The 15,233-nt window shown below is 74.6% G+C and carries 16 protein-coding genes; 10 read left to right on the forward strand and 6 right to left on the reverse strand.

Translation table 11 applies throughout. The features are described from left to right. Positions 1–26: 26 nt before the first annotated feature. Genes ACZ6CZ_RS06610 through ACZ6CZ_RS06625 form a run of 4 tightly spaced genes read left to right on the forward strand, consistent with a single transcriptional unit; the run spans position 27 to position 3,206 of the window. Positions 27–275, forward strand: coding sequence for an acyl carrier protein (locus tag ACZ6CZ_RS06610; RefSeq protein WP_469015672.1), 249 nt, complete (start codon positions 27–29; stop codon positions 273–275). 50 nt (positions 276–325) lie between these two features. Next, on the forward strand, positions 326–1,213 hold the full coding sequence (locus ACZ6CZ_RS06615; protein WP_469015675.1) for a hypothetical protein: 888 nt from the start codon (positions 326–328) through the stop codon (positions 1,211–1,213). Next, entirely contained in the window at positions 1,210–2,403 is a 1,194-nt protein-coding gene (locus ACZ6CZ_RS06620) for a beta-ketoacyl synthase N-terminal-like domain-containing protein (protein WP_469015677.1), read from the forward strand. Before ACZ6CZ_RS06615 ends, ACZ6CZ_RS06620 begins: the two co-directional genes overlap by 4 nt. After that, on the forward strand, positions 2,400–3,206 hold the full coding sequence (locus ACZ6CZ_RS06625) for an enoyl-CoA hydratase/isomerase family protein (protein WP_469015679.1): 807 nt from the start codon (positions 2,400–2,402) through the stop codon (positions 3,204–3,206). Before ACZ6CZ_RS06620 ends, ACZ6CZ_RS06625 begins: the two co-directional genes overlap by 4 nt. A gap of 16 nt (positions 3,207–3,222) precedes the next feature. Here ACZ6CZ_RS06625 and ACZ6CZ_RS06630 read toward each other — a convergent pair whose 3' ends face one another. The 3 genes from ACZ6CZ_RS06630 to ACZ6CZ_RS06640 form a co-directional block, all read right to left on the reverse strand. Next, positions 3,223–3,738: a hypothetical protein gene (locus ACZ6CZ_RS06630; RefSeq protein ID WP_469015684.1), complete on the reverse strand. Its 516-nt coding sequence runs from the start codon at positions 3,736–3,738 to the stop codon at positions 3,223–3,225. Beyond that, positions 3,735–4,361, reverse strand: coding sequence for a thioredoxin family protein (locus tag ACZ6CZ_RS06635; protein ID WP_469015687.1), 627 nt, complete (start codon positions 4,359–4,361; stop codon positions 3,735–3,737). The genes ACZ6CZ_RS06630 and ACZ6CZ_RS06635 overlap by 4 nt, the downstream gene beginning before the upstream one ends. Positions 4,362–4,578: 217 nt before the next feature. Continuing rightward, on the reverse strand, positions 4,579–5,364 hold the full coding sequence (locus ACZ6CZ_RS06640) for an SDR family oxidoreductase (RefSeq protein ID WP_469015689.1): 786 nt from the start codon (positions 5,362–5,364) through the stop codon (positions 4,579–4,581). 177 nt (positions 5,365–5,541) lie between these two features. Between ACZ6CZ_RS06640 and ACZ6CZ_RS06645 the strand changes: the two genes are divergently transcribed. From ACZ6CZ_RS06645 to ACZ6CZ_RS06660, 4 genes are all read left to right on the forward strand, one after another. Continuing rightward, positions 5,542–6,405 carry a helix-turn-helix transcriptional regulator gene (locus ACZ6CZ_RS06645; RefSeq protein ID WP_469015692.1) on the forward strand — a complete coding sequence of 288 codons (864 nt, stop codon included), beginning with the start codon at positions 5,542–5,544 and terminating at the stop codon, positions 6,403–6,405. A 143-nt stretch (positions 6,406–6,548) separates the two neighbouring features. Then, entirely contained in the window at positions 6,549–6,743 is a 195-nt protein-coding gene (locus tag ACZ6CZ_RS06650) for a hypothetical protein (protein WP_469015694.1), read from the forward strand. Between the two features lie 152 nt (positions 6,744–6,895). Further along, positions 6,896–7,090, forward strand: coding sequence for a DUF2795 domain-containing protein (locus ACZ6CZ_RS06655; protein WP_469015697.1), 195 nt, complete (start codon positions 6,896–6,898; stop codon positions 7,088–7,090). 111 nt (positions 7,091–7,201) lie between these two features. Next, positions 7,202–8,143 (forward strand): polysaccharide pyruvyl transferase family protein, encoded by a 942-nt coding sequence (locus ACZ6CZ_RS06660; protein ID WP_469015699.1) that lies wholly within the window; start codon positions 7,202–7,204, stop codon positions 8,141–8,143. A gap of 37 nt (positions 8,144–8,180) precedes the next feature. On the opposite strand, the gene ACZ6CZ_RS06665 is transcribed toward ACZ6CZ_RS06660, so the two are convergent. Then, positions 8,181–9,077 (reverse strand): glycosyltransferase family 2 protein, encoded by an 897-nt coding sequence (locus ACZ6CZ_RS06665; protein ID WP_469015702.1) that lies wholly within the window; start codon positions 9,075–9,077, stop codon positions 8,181–8,183. Then, entirely contained in the window at positions 9,074–9,970 is an 897-nt protein-coding gene (locus ACZ6CZ_RS06670; protein ID WP_469016577.1) for a glycosyltransferase family 2 protein, read from the reverse strand. The genes ACZ6CZ_RS06665 and ACZ6CZ_RS06670 overlap by 4 nt, the downstream gene beginning before the upstream one ends. Before the next feature lie 853 nt (positions 9,971–10,823). Between ACZ6CZ_RS06670 and ACZ6CZ_RS06675 the strand changes: the two genes are divergently transcribed. Continuing rightward, on the forward strand, positions 10,824–11,312 hold the full coding sequence (locus ACZ6CZ_RS06675; RefSeq protein WP_469015704.1) for an ATP-binding protein: 489 nt from the start codon (positions 10,824–10,826) through the stop codon (positions 11,310–11,312). Positions 11,313–11,330: 18 nt separating this feature from the next. Here ACZ6CZ_RS06675 and ACZ6CZ_RS06680 read toward each other — a convergent pair whose 3' ends face one another. Continuing rightward, positions 11,331–13,667: an ATP-binding SpoIIE family protein phosphatase gene (locus ACZ6CZ_RS06680; RefSeq protein WP_469015707.1), complete on the reverse strand. Its 2,337-nt coding sequence runs from the start codon at positions 13,665–13,667 to the stop codon at positions 11,331–11,333. Between the two features lie 674 nt (positions 13,668–14,341). Here ACZ6CZ_RS06680 and ACZ6CZ_RS06685 point away from each other — a divergent pair. Next, positions 14,342–15,220 carry a DUF459 domain-containing protein gene (locus tag ACZ6CZ_RS06685; protein ID WP_469015709.1) on the forward strand — a complete coding sequence of 293 codons (879 nt, stop codon included), beginning with the start codon at positions 14,342–14,344 and terminating at the stop codon, positions 15,218–15,220. Positions 15,221–15,233: the final 13 nt, after the last annotated feature.

Raw genomic sequence — 15,233 nt, forward strand, 5'->3', positions numbered from 1 at the left:
GTGAGTCACCAAAAAATGGGGGAAAAATGTCGGGCAGCGTCATCGACGGTCGTATTTCCGAGGTACTGAAGCAGATCGCCGAACTTCCGGACTCTTTCGAGATCACGGCGGACCAGGACCTCAAGACGGATCTCAACATCGATTCCCTGAAGCTGATCGATGTCGTCGTCCAGGTGGAAGCGGTTCTGGACGTGGAACTCGGCGACGAATTCTCCCGCGATCTCGTCACGGTGGGTGACCTTCAGCGGCACGTGAGCGAGCAGGTCGGCGGCTGACCGTCCGCGCTCCCTCATGCCCACCCGAACCAGCGCCACGGAGAGTTGTGTTGTTTGAGTTCTCCCTGGGCCCGGTGACGCTGTGCGCGCCTGGCCCGACGGACGGCACGGATGACCCCCAGGGCCTGCCGCCCGACTGGCAGGAGGTGGTCGGGACCGCCGGCGACCAGTTCCGCGACGCCTTCACCCGGACGTGCCTGTACCTCGTGCTGAGCCGGCCGGACGAGCCCGGCGCGGTCGCCGCCGGCGGCGACCGCACCGACGACACGGTCGTGATCGGCACGGAGTACGGCAACACCGCCGCCCTGGCCCGTCTGCAGCGGGACGCCGCGGCCAAGGGACGCCTGCTGTCCGCCCAGTACTTCCCCAACGCCACGTCCAGTTCGGCGGCCGCCTTCGTCAACCTCCGCATCGGCGCGACCGGGCGGAACATGACGGTCAACGCGGGGGTGCTCACACCGGTCGTCGCGCTGTGGCAGGCGCTGTCGTCCCTCGACCGCGGCCGCTCCGAGGTCAGCCGCCTGCTCGTCGGTGACGTCTACGCCCCCGAGGCGGTCCAGGACGCACTGCTCGACACCCCGGACGTCACCTGCCGGGACGGCGTCGCCCACGCGTTCCTGCACAGCGGCGGCGAACTCGGCGCCGCGTTCGAGTTCGGCACGGCCGACGAGCCGCACCCCGGCCCGCTGCGCACCGTACGCCGGACCGCCACCGGTGGCCCCGGCGGCGCCTCGAGCCGCGACGGCGGCACGGACGTGGCCCGTGCCGACTTCGCGGAGCGCAACAGCGCCTTCGCCACCCGCGCCTTCCTGGACCTCGTCCACGCGCTGCGGCCCGCCGAGCGGGCCGTCCTCGAATGCCGTGCCCCGGACGGCCGGTACGCCCACGTCACCGTGACCCGGCAGCCGGTGACCGGCCCGGACGGGAGGACCTCGTGAACCAGGAAGCAGCACGCGTCTTCATCACGGGACTCGGCGTCATCTCGCCCGCCGGCGCGGGCACCGGGCCCTTCTGGGACCGCCTGTGCGCGGGCCGCGGCCTCTTCGAGGAACTGCCCCCGCTCTACGCCGGCATGAAACCCGGCATCCTCGGCGGCCGGGTACCGCGGGAGGCCCGCGAGGCCGCCCTCGCCCAGGTCGACGACGTCACCCGGCAACGCCCGCGCGCCGCCTCCCTGTTCGCGGAGTTCGCGGCCCTCGAAGCACTGCGGGACGCCGGACTCGCCCCCGGGGACGGGACGCTGCGGGGCGCCGTCGTCTGCGTCGGCAGCAGCGACGGCCAGGCCGAGGCGCTGGAGGACATGGTCGCCGGACGCCGGGACATCGACCGCACCGGCGGATTCTCCAGCTACTCCATCGCCCAGGGCGTGGCCCGCACCGTCGGCGCCGGCGGCCCCGCCTACCTGCTGCAGAGCACCTGCGCCTCCGCGAACGTGGCGCTGTCCTGCGCACTGGAGATGCTGCGCGCGGGCGTCGCGGACACCGCCGTCGTCGGGGGCTGCGACCCCTACTCGGAGAAGAACATCATCGGGTTCAACACCCTCCAGGCCATCGGACCCACCCCCTGCAAGCCGTTCACCAGGAGCCGGCGTTACGTCACGCCGTCCGAGGGCGCGGGCATGTTCGTCCTGCAGACCGAGCGCTCCCTGGGCCCGGACGCCACCCCCTACGCCGAGGTGCTGGCCACCGCCGTCAGCAACGACGCGAGCCACCCCACCGCCCCCGACCGCGAAGGCGTCGCCGCCTGCCACCGCCGGTCCCTGGAGGAGGCCGGCCTGAAGGCCGACGACATCGACGTGATCTTCGCGCACGGCACCGGCAGCCGCGCCAACGACACCATCGAGGGCGGCATCTTCGCGGAGCAGTACCCGCGGGCCGCGGTCACCGCGATCAAGAGCACCATCGGCCATCTGATGGGTGCGGCCGGCGCGGCCGGAGCCGTGGCCGCGTGCCTGTCCCTGCGCCACCGCCTGGTGCCGCCGACCGCGGTGGACCCCGACGACGTCGAACTGGACCTCAACCTGGTCACCGGCGCGCCGCTGGCCGTGCCGGACCTGCGCCACGTGCAGAACAACGCCTTCGGCTTCGGCGGGAACAACGCGATCAGCATCTTCCGGAACGTCTCATGACGCTGCCGTCGTCCCTCACCGGCGACAAGGCGGTCCTGCGGCTGACGTCCGACGGCCCGCTCGCCGTGCTCACCCTGCACAGCCCGCCGATGAACCTGTTCGACGAGGCGATGTGGGACGCGTGGGCGGACGCCGTGGCCTGGCTGACCGCACATCCTCCGCGCGGGCTGCTGGTGCGGGCGCAGGGGCGCGTCGTCAGCGCCGGCGTCGACGTGCGGATCTTCGCCGGACTCGACGCGCAGGACGCCGAGGCCTTCTGGCGGGCCCGGCTGGGCATCACGCAGGCCCTGGAGGCACTGCCCTGCCCGACCGTGTTCGCGGCGCACTCGCTGACCCTGACCGCGGCCTTCGAACTCGCCCTGGCCTGCGACCTCGTCGTCGCCACACCGCAGGCGCGGTTCGGCTTGGTCGAGCGGAAGGTCGCGTTCACCCCGGCGATGGGCGGCACCCAGCGCCTGACCGAGCGCGCCGGACCCGGTCGCGCCCGCGAGCTGGTGATGACCGGCGACCTGTACCGCGGGTCGGTGCTGGCCGACTGGGGAGTGGTCAACGCCCTCTTCCCGCCGGACTCCTTCGACGCCGACGCGCACGCCTACGCCATGCGCCTGGCCGCCGGTCCCACCCGGGCCCACGCGGCCACCAAGCAGGTCGTCCGCAGCTGCCTCGACGGCGGCGTCCGGGCCGCCGACGCCGGCCTTCCCGCGCTCGCCGCCCGGACGGCCGGCACCGCCGACCACCGTCGCGCCGTCACCGCCTTCCTGGCCGACGGCCCCGACCACACGACGCGGTACGAGGGCCGCTGACGAGGGCCGCTGACCTTCAGCGCAGGTCGAGGCGGATCGTCTCGTTCCGCACGGGCACGAGGCAGCGGCCCGCGCTGCACGCGCCGTAGCTCACGATCACGTCGGCCCGGCCGGACCCGGTGCGCCGCACCGGCAGGGTGAACGTGACCGGGCCGTCCGGGTAGACCGGCAGCTCGGTGGTGAGCCCGGCGGGACGGAACAGCCGGGTGGCGCGGTCGGCCGAGGGGCGCCCGGCGGGGGCGAGCGCGCCGCGCACGGAGAGCCTGGTCGGAATGCCCAGGCCGTCGATCCCGCCGTCCGGGAGGTCGATGCCGTAGACGTGGAAACCGGCTCGCCGCGGGGTGAACGTCGCGCGGATCCGGTCGCGTCCGCCCTCGCCGGCCCGGAGGGTGACCCGCACCGTGACCCCGTTGGCGGTGGCGCTCGCGGTGGGGGCGTGCGGCGCGGGGCCGGCCGTACAGCCGCCGAGGACGACGGCCCCGGCCGCCACCACCGCCCCCGGCACGAGCGACGCGCGTCGACGCGTCCTCACCGCGCGCCGCCGGGCGCCCACGTGGACAGGAACGCGGCGACCTGACCGGCGTCCATGGTGCGGGCGTTGGCGAACGAGCCGTCGTCGGTGGCGGTGCGCAGGGTGCCCTTCGGGCCCAGGACCACGAGGGCCGGGATGCCGCTGGACGAGAGGTCGAGGTAGCGGGAGGCGACGTCGAGGTTGCGGTTGAACTCGCCCACGTCGACCGGCACCACGACGTAGTTCTCCCGCAGCAGCGGGGCGACCTTCCCGGAGGCGAACAGCGTCTGCAGCGAGCGGCAGTCCGCACACCAGTCGGCGCCGAAGTCGATCAGCACCTCGCGGTGCGTCCCCGCGGCGCGGGTCAGCGCGGCCTTGATGTCGGCCGCCGCGTCGCGCGAGGGGTCGTAGCCGTCCGGGAGGGCGGCCGCGGCGGACGCCTTCGCCCCCTTCGTGCCCTGGGCCTCCTCCGGGACCGGAGCGGAGGCGTGGGCGGCGGGCCGTGCCGTGGCCGAGGCCGACGCCGCGGGTTTCCCCGTCGCCCCGCTCCCGGTGTCCGCCGAGCCGCATCCCCCGGTGGCCGCCAGCGCGGCGAGTGCCAGTGCGGTCAGGGCTGTTCGCGCGGCGACTCGCCCTCGGAGCATGGATTCCCCCACGTTCGTGTCCCCTTCGTCCCCCGCTGGTCCCCTGCGCTCCGCCGGTCCCTCCCGGATGTCCGGTCGCGGAGCGGACGCTGGAGGATACCGCCCACCCGGCCGGCCCGTTTCCCCCGGGGCACGGAGGCCTGCGGGCCCGGGTCGGTCCGGGCGGTCACGGGGTCGGGCGGGCGGTCACGGGGTCAGCCCGTCCGGGGGCGCGGGCTCAGGCGGTCTGGGCGGTGGGCATGATGGTGACCTGCTGAAGGTTCACCCGGGGCGGCAGTGAGGCCAGGAAGCCGATGGTCTCGGCGATGTCCTGCGGCGTCAGCCACTCCATGGTCTCCTTGGAGCCGGCCAGCCAGGCCCGCGCGCCCTCGTCGGTGACGTGGCTCTGCAACTCGGTGCCGACGATGCCCGGTTCGACGGCCGCCACCCGGACGTTCTTCGGCCCCAGCTCGGCGCGCAGGTGGCGGGAGAAGTGCGTGACGTAGGCCTTGGTGGCGGAGTAGACGGCGAAGTTCGGGAAGATGTTCTGCGCCGCGATCGAGGAGTTGTTGATCAGGTCGGCCACTCCGCGCTCGCCGGCGGCCCGCACCAGCTGCGGGGTGAACGCGCCGGTCACGTTCATCAGGCCGGTGATGTTCAGGTCGATCTGGTGCTGCCACTGGTCGGTCGCCAGCTCCTCGACCGGCGCGGGCAGCATGATGCCGGCGTTGTTGAACAGCAGGTCCGCGCCGCCCAGTTCGGCCTCGACCCGGTCGGCGGCCGCCTGGACGGTCGCCCTGTCGGTCACGTCGGCCGCGACGGCCAGGGCGCTGCCGCCGTTCTTCTCGATCCGGGTGACCAGCTCCCCGAGGCGCTCGGCCCGGCGTGCCAGGACGACGACGTGCGCTCCCAGCTCGGCCAGCTTCTCGGCGGTCGCCTCGCCGATGCCGCTGGAGGCGCCGGTGACGACCGCGACGCGGCCCTGGAGCGGGTTGACGGTGATCGGCTGGGACAGCGTGGACATGGTGTCGGTACCTTCCGGACGAAGTGGCTGGCGTGCCGTCGGGCTGCTCCCGGGCACGTCTCCAGCACACCAGCCCGCCGCCCGCGCCGGGCGGTCGTGACAGGCCCTGCCCAGGCAGGTACCGCCAGGGCCACCCAGGGGCGGCCCGAGGCGCGCCGGTGGCTCCACACTGGGACCATGGACCGCAGCAAAGAGATCGCTGACTTCCTCCGCACCCGCCGCGCCGCGATCAGCCCCGACCAGGCCGGGCTGCCCTCCGACGGCCGGGTCCGCCGGGTCCCGGGTCTGCGCCGGGACGAGGTCGCGCGCCTGGCGGGAGTCAGCGGCGAGTACTACACCCGCCTGGAACAGGGACGGGCCGGCCATCCCTCCGCCGAGGTCGTCGAGGCCCTGGCCCGGGCCCTCCGGCTCGACCCGTCCGAACGGGAGCACCTCACCGACCTGCTGCTGCCCGGCCCGCAGACGGCACGCCGCACCCCCAGCCGTCCCCAGCGGGTCCGGCCCGGTCTGTACCTGATGCTCGAGACACTGAGCCACGTGCCGGCGTTCATCATCGGACGACGCACCGACGTGCTGGCCGCCAACCACCTCGCCAGGGCCGTCCTCACCGACTTCGAGGCCCTGCCGGCCACCCGGCGCAACCTCGCCCGCTATTACTTCCTGGACCCGCAGGCCCGTGAGCGCGTCGGCGACTGGGAGACGATCGCCTCGGACACGGTGGCCATCCTGCGGCTGGAGGCCGGCCGCCACCCGCACGACCGCCAGCTGGCCGACCTCGTCGGAGAACTCACCCTGCGCTGCCCGGAGTTCTCCACCTGGTGGAACGACCACAAGGTGCTGCGCCGCACCCACGGCGCCAAGCACTACGTCCACCCGGTCGCGGGCGAGCTGCACTTCTCCTACGAGTCGTTCCAGGTCCCCGGCGACACGGAGCAGACGCTGTGCGTCTACAACGTGGAACCCGCCTCCGGCACCGCCCAGGCACTCCAGCTCCTGCGCAACTGGACGGCGCCCGAGGTCACCACCCCGCCCGCCCGCTGACCGCCGGGAGCCGAAGACAAGCCCCTGAACTGCACTTTCGGTGCTGACGCCGAGTCATCCGGAGGCATCCGCACTCCGCCGACCGTACAGGATTCCTGGAGCCGACCTGACAGATCATCGGCGACCGGGCAAGATCAGGGGCTATGAGCGCTGGAGAGATATCCGAGCATCCGCCGATCTACGGCCGTCTGGTCAAGGAGCGCGGCGACGTCCTGGCCGAGTCACGCAGCGCCGCCGAGCACGTGCAGCGCCGGGCGCGGCAGGCACTGGACTGGAGTGGTCTGCGGCCGGGGTACGCCGCGGAGCGGGAGGAGCGCCCCTTCACCGCCTTCGGCTGAGCACCCCGCTTTTCGGCACCGGTCGCCGGTGGCGCCATTCCGGGGACGGTCGATATGCGGAGACCGCCCCGGTATGTACACGATGCATCTGTCCGCCGCCCCGGTGCGCCGGATCTCGCGTCGGAAGCCATCACAACGGCAAGGAGACCGCCATGGCGAGCATCAGCCCCATCGACCTGCAGAAGGCCCTCAAGGGCGCCAACTACCCCGCCAGCCGCGACGACCTGGTCACGCTGGCCAAGGACAACGGCGCGGACGACACCCTCGTCGAGAAGCTGTCCGACGCCCCGACGGACGAGTTCGACGGTCCGAACGACGTCCAGAAGGCGGTGTTCGACAACGAGTGATCCGGGCCGTTACGGCAACGGAGTGGTGCGGCGCCGGTTCGTCCGGCCGGACGAGTCACCTCGTCTTTACCGCTGATTGCCGTTCGGTCCCGCCGGGAACCCGGTCGCACTGTGCGCGAACAACTGCCGGGAGCACTCCCGGACACACGCCGGAGACTGCTGCTGACCGGGTGGTTCAGCTTTCTGCACGGTGAGGCGACCGCCGGGGACGTGCTGGCGCTGGACCGGGTGCGGCACGTCCTGCGGTCCTCGGGCATCGCCCACGACGTCGCCTGGAGCCCGGGTTTCCGGCCCCGGGCCCTCCGGCTGGCGGACGCGCGGCCCGAGGACTACTCCCACCTGGTCTTCGTGTGCGGCCCCCTGCACGGGCGGCAGATCGAGGAACTGCACCGCAGGTTCGCGCACTGCCCGCGGATCGCGGTCGGGGTCTCCGTGGTCGCCCCGGGCAGTCCCGCCGTGACCGGGTTCCACCGGGTGCTGGCCCGGGACGCGGCGGACGCCGAGCCCGGCCGGGACCTGGCGGCCCGGGCCCCCGCCCTGCCGCCCCGGCCGGTCGTCGGGGTGGTCCTCACCCACGGCCAGCACGAGTACGGGCCGCGCCGACGGCACGACCAGGTCGCCCGGCAGGTCACCCACTGGCTGGCGCAGAAGGACTGCGCCCGGCTGGAACTCGACACCCGCCTCGACACCCGCGACTGGCGGCTGTGCGCGACGCCCGCCCAGCTGGAGTCGGTGCTCTCCCGGCTCGACCTCGTCGTCACCGACCGGCTGCACGGACTCGTCCTCGCGCTGCGCGCCGGCGTTCCCGCGCTGGCCGTCGACCCGGTGGAGGGCGGGGCCAAGGTGACCGCCCAGGCCCGCGCCTGCGGCTGGCCCGCGGTGCTGCCCGCGGAGCGCCTGGACCCGGCCGGGCTGGAACGCTGGTGGCACTGGTGCCTGACCGACGGCCGGGTGAGCGCGCGGCGGATCGCCACCGACTTCCGCGAGGGCGTCGTCGAGGACGGCGCCGACCGCCTCCTGGAGCTGCTGGACCCGCCCCGCGCCGCCCGGTGACCCGGCGGGCGCGGCGCGGGCGCGGCCGGGATCCGGCTCAGCCCGTGTAGCGGCGCGCCCGTGAGCGGCGCTGGGAATTCTCCAGCAGGCGCAGCCGGCTCTCGACCGAGGGCGGCAGCACCCGCCGCTCGCGCACCAGCCACGGCAGGGCGGCGGCGGCCTCGGCGAAGGCCAGCAGGCTGGCGGTGTCACGCGGCACCGTACGCGCCAGGTGCAGGGTGCGGCGCAGCGCGGGGCGGACCGGGCGGCGCAGCCAGGTGAACCACAGGGTGTTGCGGATGCCGTGCCGCCGCCGCAGCGTCGGGTCCCGGACGACCGAGGGGTGGTGATGGACGGTCAGGTGGTCGGCGTACGTCAGCCACCAGCCGGCCGCCGCCAGGTCGACGGCGAGCAGCTCCTCCTCGCCGCCCAGCCACAGCCGCGGGTGGAAGCCGCCGGCCGCCCGGAAGGCGTCGGTACGCAGCACGGTGGCGGCGGCCAGGAACGAGCCGAGCGCCGGTCCGGGCAGCCAGCCCGGCCCGGGCACCGGCGACTCCCTCAGTTCCTCCACGATGGGGTCCTCGGTGCCCTCGGGCTCGACGACGATCCGGGCGGTGACGGTGCCGAGCGCGGGATGCCTGTCGAGGAGGTCGGCGCCGCCGGCCAGCGAGCCGGGCGCCCACCAGGAGTCGTCGTCGCAGAAGGCGACATAGGGCGTGCGGACCTGGCGCACCGCCAGGTTGCGGCCGACCGCGCCGAGGTTGCGGCCGGGCCGCAGCAGCCGTGCCCAGGGGTGGTGGCCGGCGACCGCCTCGGAGGTGCCGTCGGCGGAGCCGTTGTCGACGACGATCACCGGGGGCTGCTCCGGCAGCTGTGCGAGTTCGCCCAGCGTGCGCAGCAGTTCGGGACGGCGGTTGTGAGTGATGATCACGACGGTGGTGCGGTCGTCGGTCATGCCGGGTCTCCGGTGGTCTTCTCCAGCACACGGGCGGCGCGCTCCACGTGCGGCGGCAGGGGACGGCGGGCGCGCAGCGCGGCGGGCAGGCGGGCGAGGGCCTCACGCAGGGCGCGGCGGGCGGCGGGGTCACGGCGGGCGTCGGCGGCCAGGTCACGGGTGCGGGCGAGCGCGTACGGCAGCGGGCGGCGCAGCCACGCGGTGAGCAGCGCGTTGCGGCGTACGACGGCGGGGCGGCCGGTGCGCGGGCCCGGCGCCGGGTGGTGATGGGCGATCACCTCGGGGCAGTGGGTGACGCCCCAGCCGCGGGCGGTGAGGTCGTAGGCGAGCAGGGTCTCCTCGCCGCCGAAGAACAGCACGGGGTGGAAACCGCCCGCGTCCAGGTAGGCGCTGCGGCGGACCACGGCGGCGCAGGCCAGGAAGCCGAGGACCTGCACGCCGGGCAGGTCGGCGGCCGGTCCGAGCGGGGAGGCGGCGAGGACGTCGTTCAGGGGGTCGGGGGCCTCGTCGGGGCCGACGAGGGTGCGGGCGGAGAGCAGGCCGAGCCGCGGGTGGGCGTCGAGCAGTCGCGCGGCGGCGCCCAGCGCGCCGGGCGCCCACCAGGAGTCGTCGTCGCTGAAGGCGACGTAGGGGGTGTCGAGGGCGCGCACGCCGTCGGTCCGGGCGAGCGCGCCCCGGTTGACCGGCAGGGCGACCACGTCGACCTGGGGGAAGAGGCGGGCGAGCATGGCTCTGGTGTCGTCGGTGGAGGCGTTGTCGACGACGACGACGCGCGGACGCTCGGGGAGGGCCAGCAGCCGGCGGAGGGTCTGCGCCAGGCGGGCGGAGCGGTTGCGGGTGGCGATGACGACACCGGGCGCCAGGCCGTCCGCGGGCGGCGCGGTGGACGGCACGGGCAGGGCGGCGCTGTCGGTGCCGGTGGGCCGGTCCCGGGCAGGCCGGCGCGGCTCCCTCGCGCGCCGCCCGGCGGGCACGGGCCCGCTTCCGCCGCTCACCGCGGGCCGGCCGGGCGGACGACCGGCGAATCCGGCCCGCTGCCGTGGCAGGCGCCCGGCGGCGCCGGCGGGTGGCGCCGGGGACGCTCCCGGGGGACGCCGGGGAACGGAACGGTGTCCGCGGCCGCTCGGTGGGGGAGGGCGGTGATGCCGGGGCTGCGCATGCGGGCCGCTCCATCGGTTCGGCGGGTCGTACGGAAGTGCGGGTCGTACGGAGGTGCGGGTCGTACTGAGGTGCCGGGGCTGGCGCACCACAACCGACTGAAACACCTGACGGCACCACGCGCACCCCGAGCATCCGCTGTCCGGGACCTCGCCGGCCGGCGCTCCGACCTGGTCGGGCCGCCCGGTCGCGGCGCGGGGCGTGCCGATGTCGCCTGGTCCGCAGGGTGATCCAGGTCGGGGCCACGAGGGTGGTCCGGGTCGCGGGCGGCGCGTTCGGCCACCTGGGCGGGAAGGCGCTCGAACGGCATGAGGTGGCTGTCGGCCAGCAGACCGACCAGCAGGTCCTGCACCGCTTCGCCCTGGATCGCCCACCACGGCTGTCCTCGTTTCCGTGTGGCGGCCGGCGGCGCCCGGGGCGCCCGCCGCCATCGCCTCCCCAGTACCCGCACTCGCCGGAGGCGACAGCGCCGGCGCCGGCTGTGCTCCACGGCGCCGACGTCCTGTCACGGAAGTGGGAGGACTGCGTCGGGGTTTCAGGGGTAAACGGCCTGGGCAATGCTGGCGCTTCGGCAGTGAGGCGGACGGTATGGACCCGGCTGGGCAGGACGAGAGCCAGCAGCCGCTCACGGACCGCGGGATGTCGATGTCCGCCGCGTTCCGGGGCAGCGAGGCGATCGCCGCCGCCCGTGGCATGGCCCGGGACTTCCTGACGTCGATGCGGGCCGTCCACGGCCTGCCGGTGTCACCGCGGGCGATGGGCACGGTCCAGCTGGTGGTGAGCGAACTGGTGACCAACGCCCGCAAGTACGCCCCCGGGCCCTGTCTGCTGACGCTGGAGGTCGGTGACGGCGCCGTCGAGGTGACGGTGTGGGACAGCAGCACCACGCTGCCCGTGGTGATGGAGCCGGACCCGGGCCGGGTCGGCCGGCACGGGCTGGAGATCGTGATGGCGGTGTGCCGCGACTTCGAGGTGCGCCGCGAGCCGGTGGGCAAGCGCATCAGGACGGCCGTGCCCCTGGACGACGCTCCGGACGGCGAACCGGGCGGCGGAGCGGGCGGCCGTCGGGTCGGGTGAGCCGGCCGGGTCGCCGCCTCACCCCTGCTCCAGCAGTTGCTCCGTCCAGATCGTCTTGCCCGAACGGGTGTACCGGCTGCCCCAGCGGTGTGCCAGCTGGGCGATGAGGAACAGGCCGCGTCCGCCTTCGTCCAGCAGCCTGGCACGGCGCAGCCGCGGCTGGGTCTGGCTCGTGTCGGACACCTCGCAGATCAGCGTCTTGTCCCTGATCAGCCGCAGCCCGATCGGTGGTGCCGCGTACCGGATGGCATTGGTGATCAGCTCGCTGACGATCAGCTCGGTCGTGAAGACCAGCTCCTCCAGCCCCCAGTCGGTGAGCTGTTCCGTGATCAGCCGACGCGCCTCGGCCACGACACTCGGGTCGGCCTCCAGGTGCCAGGTGGCGATGGCGTCCGCAGGCAGGCGGTGCACGCGGGCCACGAGGAGGGCCACGTCGTCGTCCGGTGGGCTGGTCAGGACGCGGTCGAGGGCGGAACGTCCGATGTCGGCGGGCGGATCACCCGACGCCGTGCTCGCCGCCATCCGCTCGTGCAGCAGGCGTGCCGTACCGGCGTCGCGGGCGAGTTCCCGGGTGGCGAAGGCCAGCACACTGCCCGGGGCGACGGCCAGCTCCAGCGGTTCGAACGGCAGATGGCTCGTGCCGAGGGCGGCCCCGGGCGTCAGGGGCACGCACCGGTGGGACCCGTCCTCGCCGATCAGGACGGGCGGGGGATGGCCGGCACTGGCCATGACGCACTGCCCGGTGACCGGGTCGTACACGCAGTACAGACAGGTCGAGCCGAGCACGCCGTCCTGGGTCCGGGGCTCGGTGGCGCCCAGCCGGACCACCAGGTCGTCCAGGTGCGTGAGCAGTTCCTCGGGCGGGAGTTCGAGGTCGGACAGGGTCTGCACCGCCGTACGCAGCCGGCCCATGGTGGCCGTCGCGCCCAGACCGTGCCCGGCCACGTCACCGATCACGAAGGCCACCCGGGCGGCCGGCAGCTCGATCACGTCGTACCAGCACCCGCCGATGCCCGACGCGCTCCCGGCGGGCACGTAGATGCCGGACGACTCCGCCGCGCGCAGCGCCACGCCGGAGGGCGGGAGCAGACTGCGCTGCAACGTCTCCACGGTGCGCAGCTCGGTGGTGTAGCGGCGCGCGTTCTCCATGCTCAGCGCGGCCCGCGAGGCGATCTCCTCGATGAGGGGGACGTCGTTGTCGGCGAAGGGCGCACGGTCGCCCGCGCGCCACAGCCCCAGGACGCCCAGCACGCTGCCCCGGGCGTGCAGCGGGACGAACAGCGCGGACGCCGCCGCCGCGGGGAACAGCAGCCGGCGCCGCTCGGCGTCGACGTCCAGCTCACGCTCCCAGGCGGCCAGGTCGGGCACGACGACCGTCCGGCCCTCACTCAGTGTCTCGCTCTCCACCTCCGGTGCGCGGACGACGTCACCGCGCTGGTGGATGTCCGCGGGCCAGGCTCCGTCGTGCGCGGCGGTCGCGATCCGGCGCAACGCCGTGCCGGGGGCGAACTCGCCGGGCTCGTCTCCCGGGAAGACCGTCTCCGAGAGGTCCACATTCGCCAGGTCGGCGAAGTCGGGCACGAGGATGTGCGCCAGTTCCTGCGCGTTGTGCGGCACGTCCAGGGTGCGGCCCAGGCGGGTGGCCGCCGCGTACAGCAGGTCCAGCCGCCGGCGGGCCGTGTGCTTCTCGGTGCTGTCGACGAAGATCACCGCCACGCCGATCACCCGGTCCCGGGCGTCGTGCAACCGGAAGGCGGACAGCGACAGGACCCGTTCCGCTCCGGGGACGGCCCGGAAGCGCGCCGAGTGCTCCCAGCCGATCAGTGACTCGCCGGTGTCCAGCACCCGCCACAGCCGTTCCTCGATCGCGGAGGCGTCCTTCGGCACGAGGAGGTCGGCGAGGCGCAGGTCGGGCGAGTGCCGGTCGGCGGCGCGGGACAGGCCGAGCAGACTCGGATCGGGATTGGACCGGGTGATGCGCAGGTCTGTTCCATGCACGACCAGCCCGACCTCGTTCTGGTCGAACGGCGCGCGGAGCAGCGACTCGTCCTCCGGACCGGGCCGGCCCGACTCCGCGGGAACCAGCTGGACCACGAACCGGGCCGGGCCGCCGGAGGGCAGCGGCACGACCGCCGCGTCCACGTCCAGGGCACAACCGTCCTGCCCGACCAGCCGCGCCCGCAGCGCCGGCCGCTCGTTCCGGCCGGCGTCGAGCACCGCGGTCCAGGCCTCCGGATCGGCGACCACCTCCGTGATCCGCCGTCCGCGCAGCTCCGCCGGTGAGCGGCCGGCCGACGTCTCCACCGCGCCCGCGCACTCCAGCACAACACCGTCCCGGTCCAGTACGAGCACCACCGCGCCCTGCTCCGGCGGCGGTCCATGAACACCGCCTGCGTGTGTCGTCGGAGTCACTCGGCCGCCTCGTTCTGTCGGACACCACTCAACACCGGAGGGCCACGCTGTCCCGACCATTGTGCAAGCGGCGGCCCCGGCCAGCACCTCGGAGGAGCGGGGAGCGGGTCCCCGGCCCCGCTCGCCGTCACCGGGTCCGCCGCCACCCGCCGGACCGTCCTCCGCCTGCCCGGCCCGGCGCGCGGGGCGGGCCGGGCGGTGTCAGCGTGGAGGGAGAGCAACGGGGTCCCTGCGCGGGCTGACCCGAGGACCGGAGCAGCAGGAGTGGTCATGACTCGGAGCGGGCGGCCGGGTGGGACGGCCTGCCGACCTGGCGGCGGCGCCGACCCGAGAGCCGGACGGCGGGACAGCAGCGCGGGCCGCGACACCTGCCGGCCGGACGAGGGCGCCGGCCGCGCGGCCTGCCGGCCGGACGAGGGTGCCGGCGCGGCCTGCCGGGCGGACGAGGACGTTCCGTGGGCGCGCCGATACGCACCGGCCGCCGACGGGCGCGGAGCCGCTCGGAGTGCGTTGTCCCGGTCGGACTTTCGCTGGTCGGCCCTGTCCCGGTCGGACCTTCGCCGGCCGGCGCCGCCCCCGTCGGACCTTCGCCGGTCGGCCCCGTCCCGGTCCCCGCGATGAGCCGGAACGGCGCCGTACCTGGTTCCGCCGTGGCGCTGCGGGCGGACGCTTCCCGGCCGCACGCCGGAAAGGCGCGGATCAGCGCGCTCGACGGCCTCCGGGGACTGGCCGTGGCAGCGGTGCTCGCCCACCACGGCGGCATCGGGCACGACACGGCCACCGCGCCGCCGCCCCGGGGCGACTCCACCGGCCACCGTCACCGGCCGGGCACGGACGTCTCCACCGTGGTCATGGGCGACTCCATCGCCTGGACCCTGCTGCACCACCTGCCCGCGACTCCCGGCGTCGCCGTCCATGACGCCACCCGGCAGGGCTGCGGTCTGGCCCTGGGCAGCCCGTACCGCTACTTCGGCGCCGTCCATGAGGTGTCCCGGCGGTGCGAGCGCTGGCCGGGCGACCTGCGCGAGGCGGTCGACCGCCACGATCCGGACGTGGTGGTGCTCTTCTTCGGCCGCTGGGAGACGATGGACCGCAAGCAGGGCGGGAGCTGGACGCACATCGGCGACAAGGCGTTCGACGTGTACCTGCGGGCGCAGCTCGACCGGGCGGTGGACGTCGCGGCGGCACGCGGCGCCCGGGTGCTGCTGGCGACGGAGCCGTACAACCGCCGCGGGGAACGCCCGGACGGAGGTGTGTGGCCCGAGGACCGGCCCGAGCGCGTCGACCGCTGGAACCGGATGCTCCGCCAGGTCGCCGCCGCGCGGAGCCGGAACGTCCGGATCCTCGACGTGGGCCGCCGCCTCTGCCCGGACGGCACCTTCACCTGGCAGGTCGGCGGTGTCCGCGTGCGCAGCGACGGCGTCCACCTCACGCCGGAGGGAGCGCGCTGGCTGCGACCGTGGCTGACGTCGCAGCTGAGAAGCGCGGCCCGTTGACGCCGGCGTGCCG

The organism is Streptomyces sp. NPDC041135 (assembly GCF_055592085.1).

Excerpts from the sequence above, each read along its gene's own strand:
- ACZ6CZ_RS06610 (WP_469015672.1), top strand. The coding sequence starts at position 27 with ATGTCGGGCAGCGTCATCGACGGTCGTATTTCCGAGGTACTGAAGCAG.
- ACZ6CZ_RS06625 (WP_469015679.1), top strand. The coding sequence starts at position 2,400 with ATGACGCTGCCGTCGTCCCTCACCGGCGACAAGGCGGTCCTGCGGCTG.
- ACZ6CZ_RS06650 (WP_469015694.1), top strand. The coding sequence starts at position 6,549 with ATGAGCGCTGGAGAGATATCCGAGCATCCGCCGATCTACGGCCGTCTG.
- ACZ6CZ_RS06665 (WP_469015702.1), bottom strand. The coding sequence starts at position 9,077 with ATGACCGACGACCGCACCACCGTCGTGATCATCACTCACAACCGCCGT.
- ACZ6CZ_RS06640 (WP_469015689.1), bottom strand. The coding sequence starts at position 5,364 with ATGTCCACGCTGTCCCAGCCGATCACCGTCAACCCGCTCCAGGGCCGC.
- ACZ6CZ_RS06675 (WP_469015704.1), top strand. The coding sequence starts at position 10,824 with ATGGACCCGGCTGGGCAGGACGAGAGCCAGCAGCCGCTCACGGACCGC.
- ACZ6CZ_RS06635 (WP_469015687.1), bottom strand. The coding sequence starts at position 4,361 with ATGCTCCGAGGGCGAGTCGCCGCGCGAACAGCCCTGACCGCACTGGCA.
- ACZ6CZ_RS06645 (WP_469015692.1), top strand. The coding sequence starts at position 5,542 with ATGGACCGCAGCAAAGAGATCGCTGACTTCCTCCGCACCCGCCGCGCC.
- ACZ6CZ_RS06685 (WP_469015709.1), top strand. The coding sequence starts at position 14,342 with ATGAGCCGGAACGGCGCCGTACCTGGTTCCGCCGTGGCGCTGCGGGCG.
- ACZ6CZ_RS06655 (WP_469015697.1), top strand. The coding sequence starts at position 6,896 with ATGGCGAGCATCAGCCCCATCGACCTGCAGAAGGCCCTCAAGGGCGCC.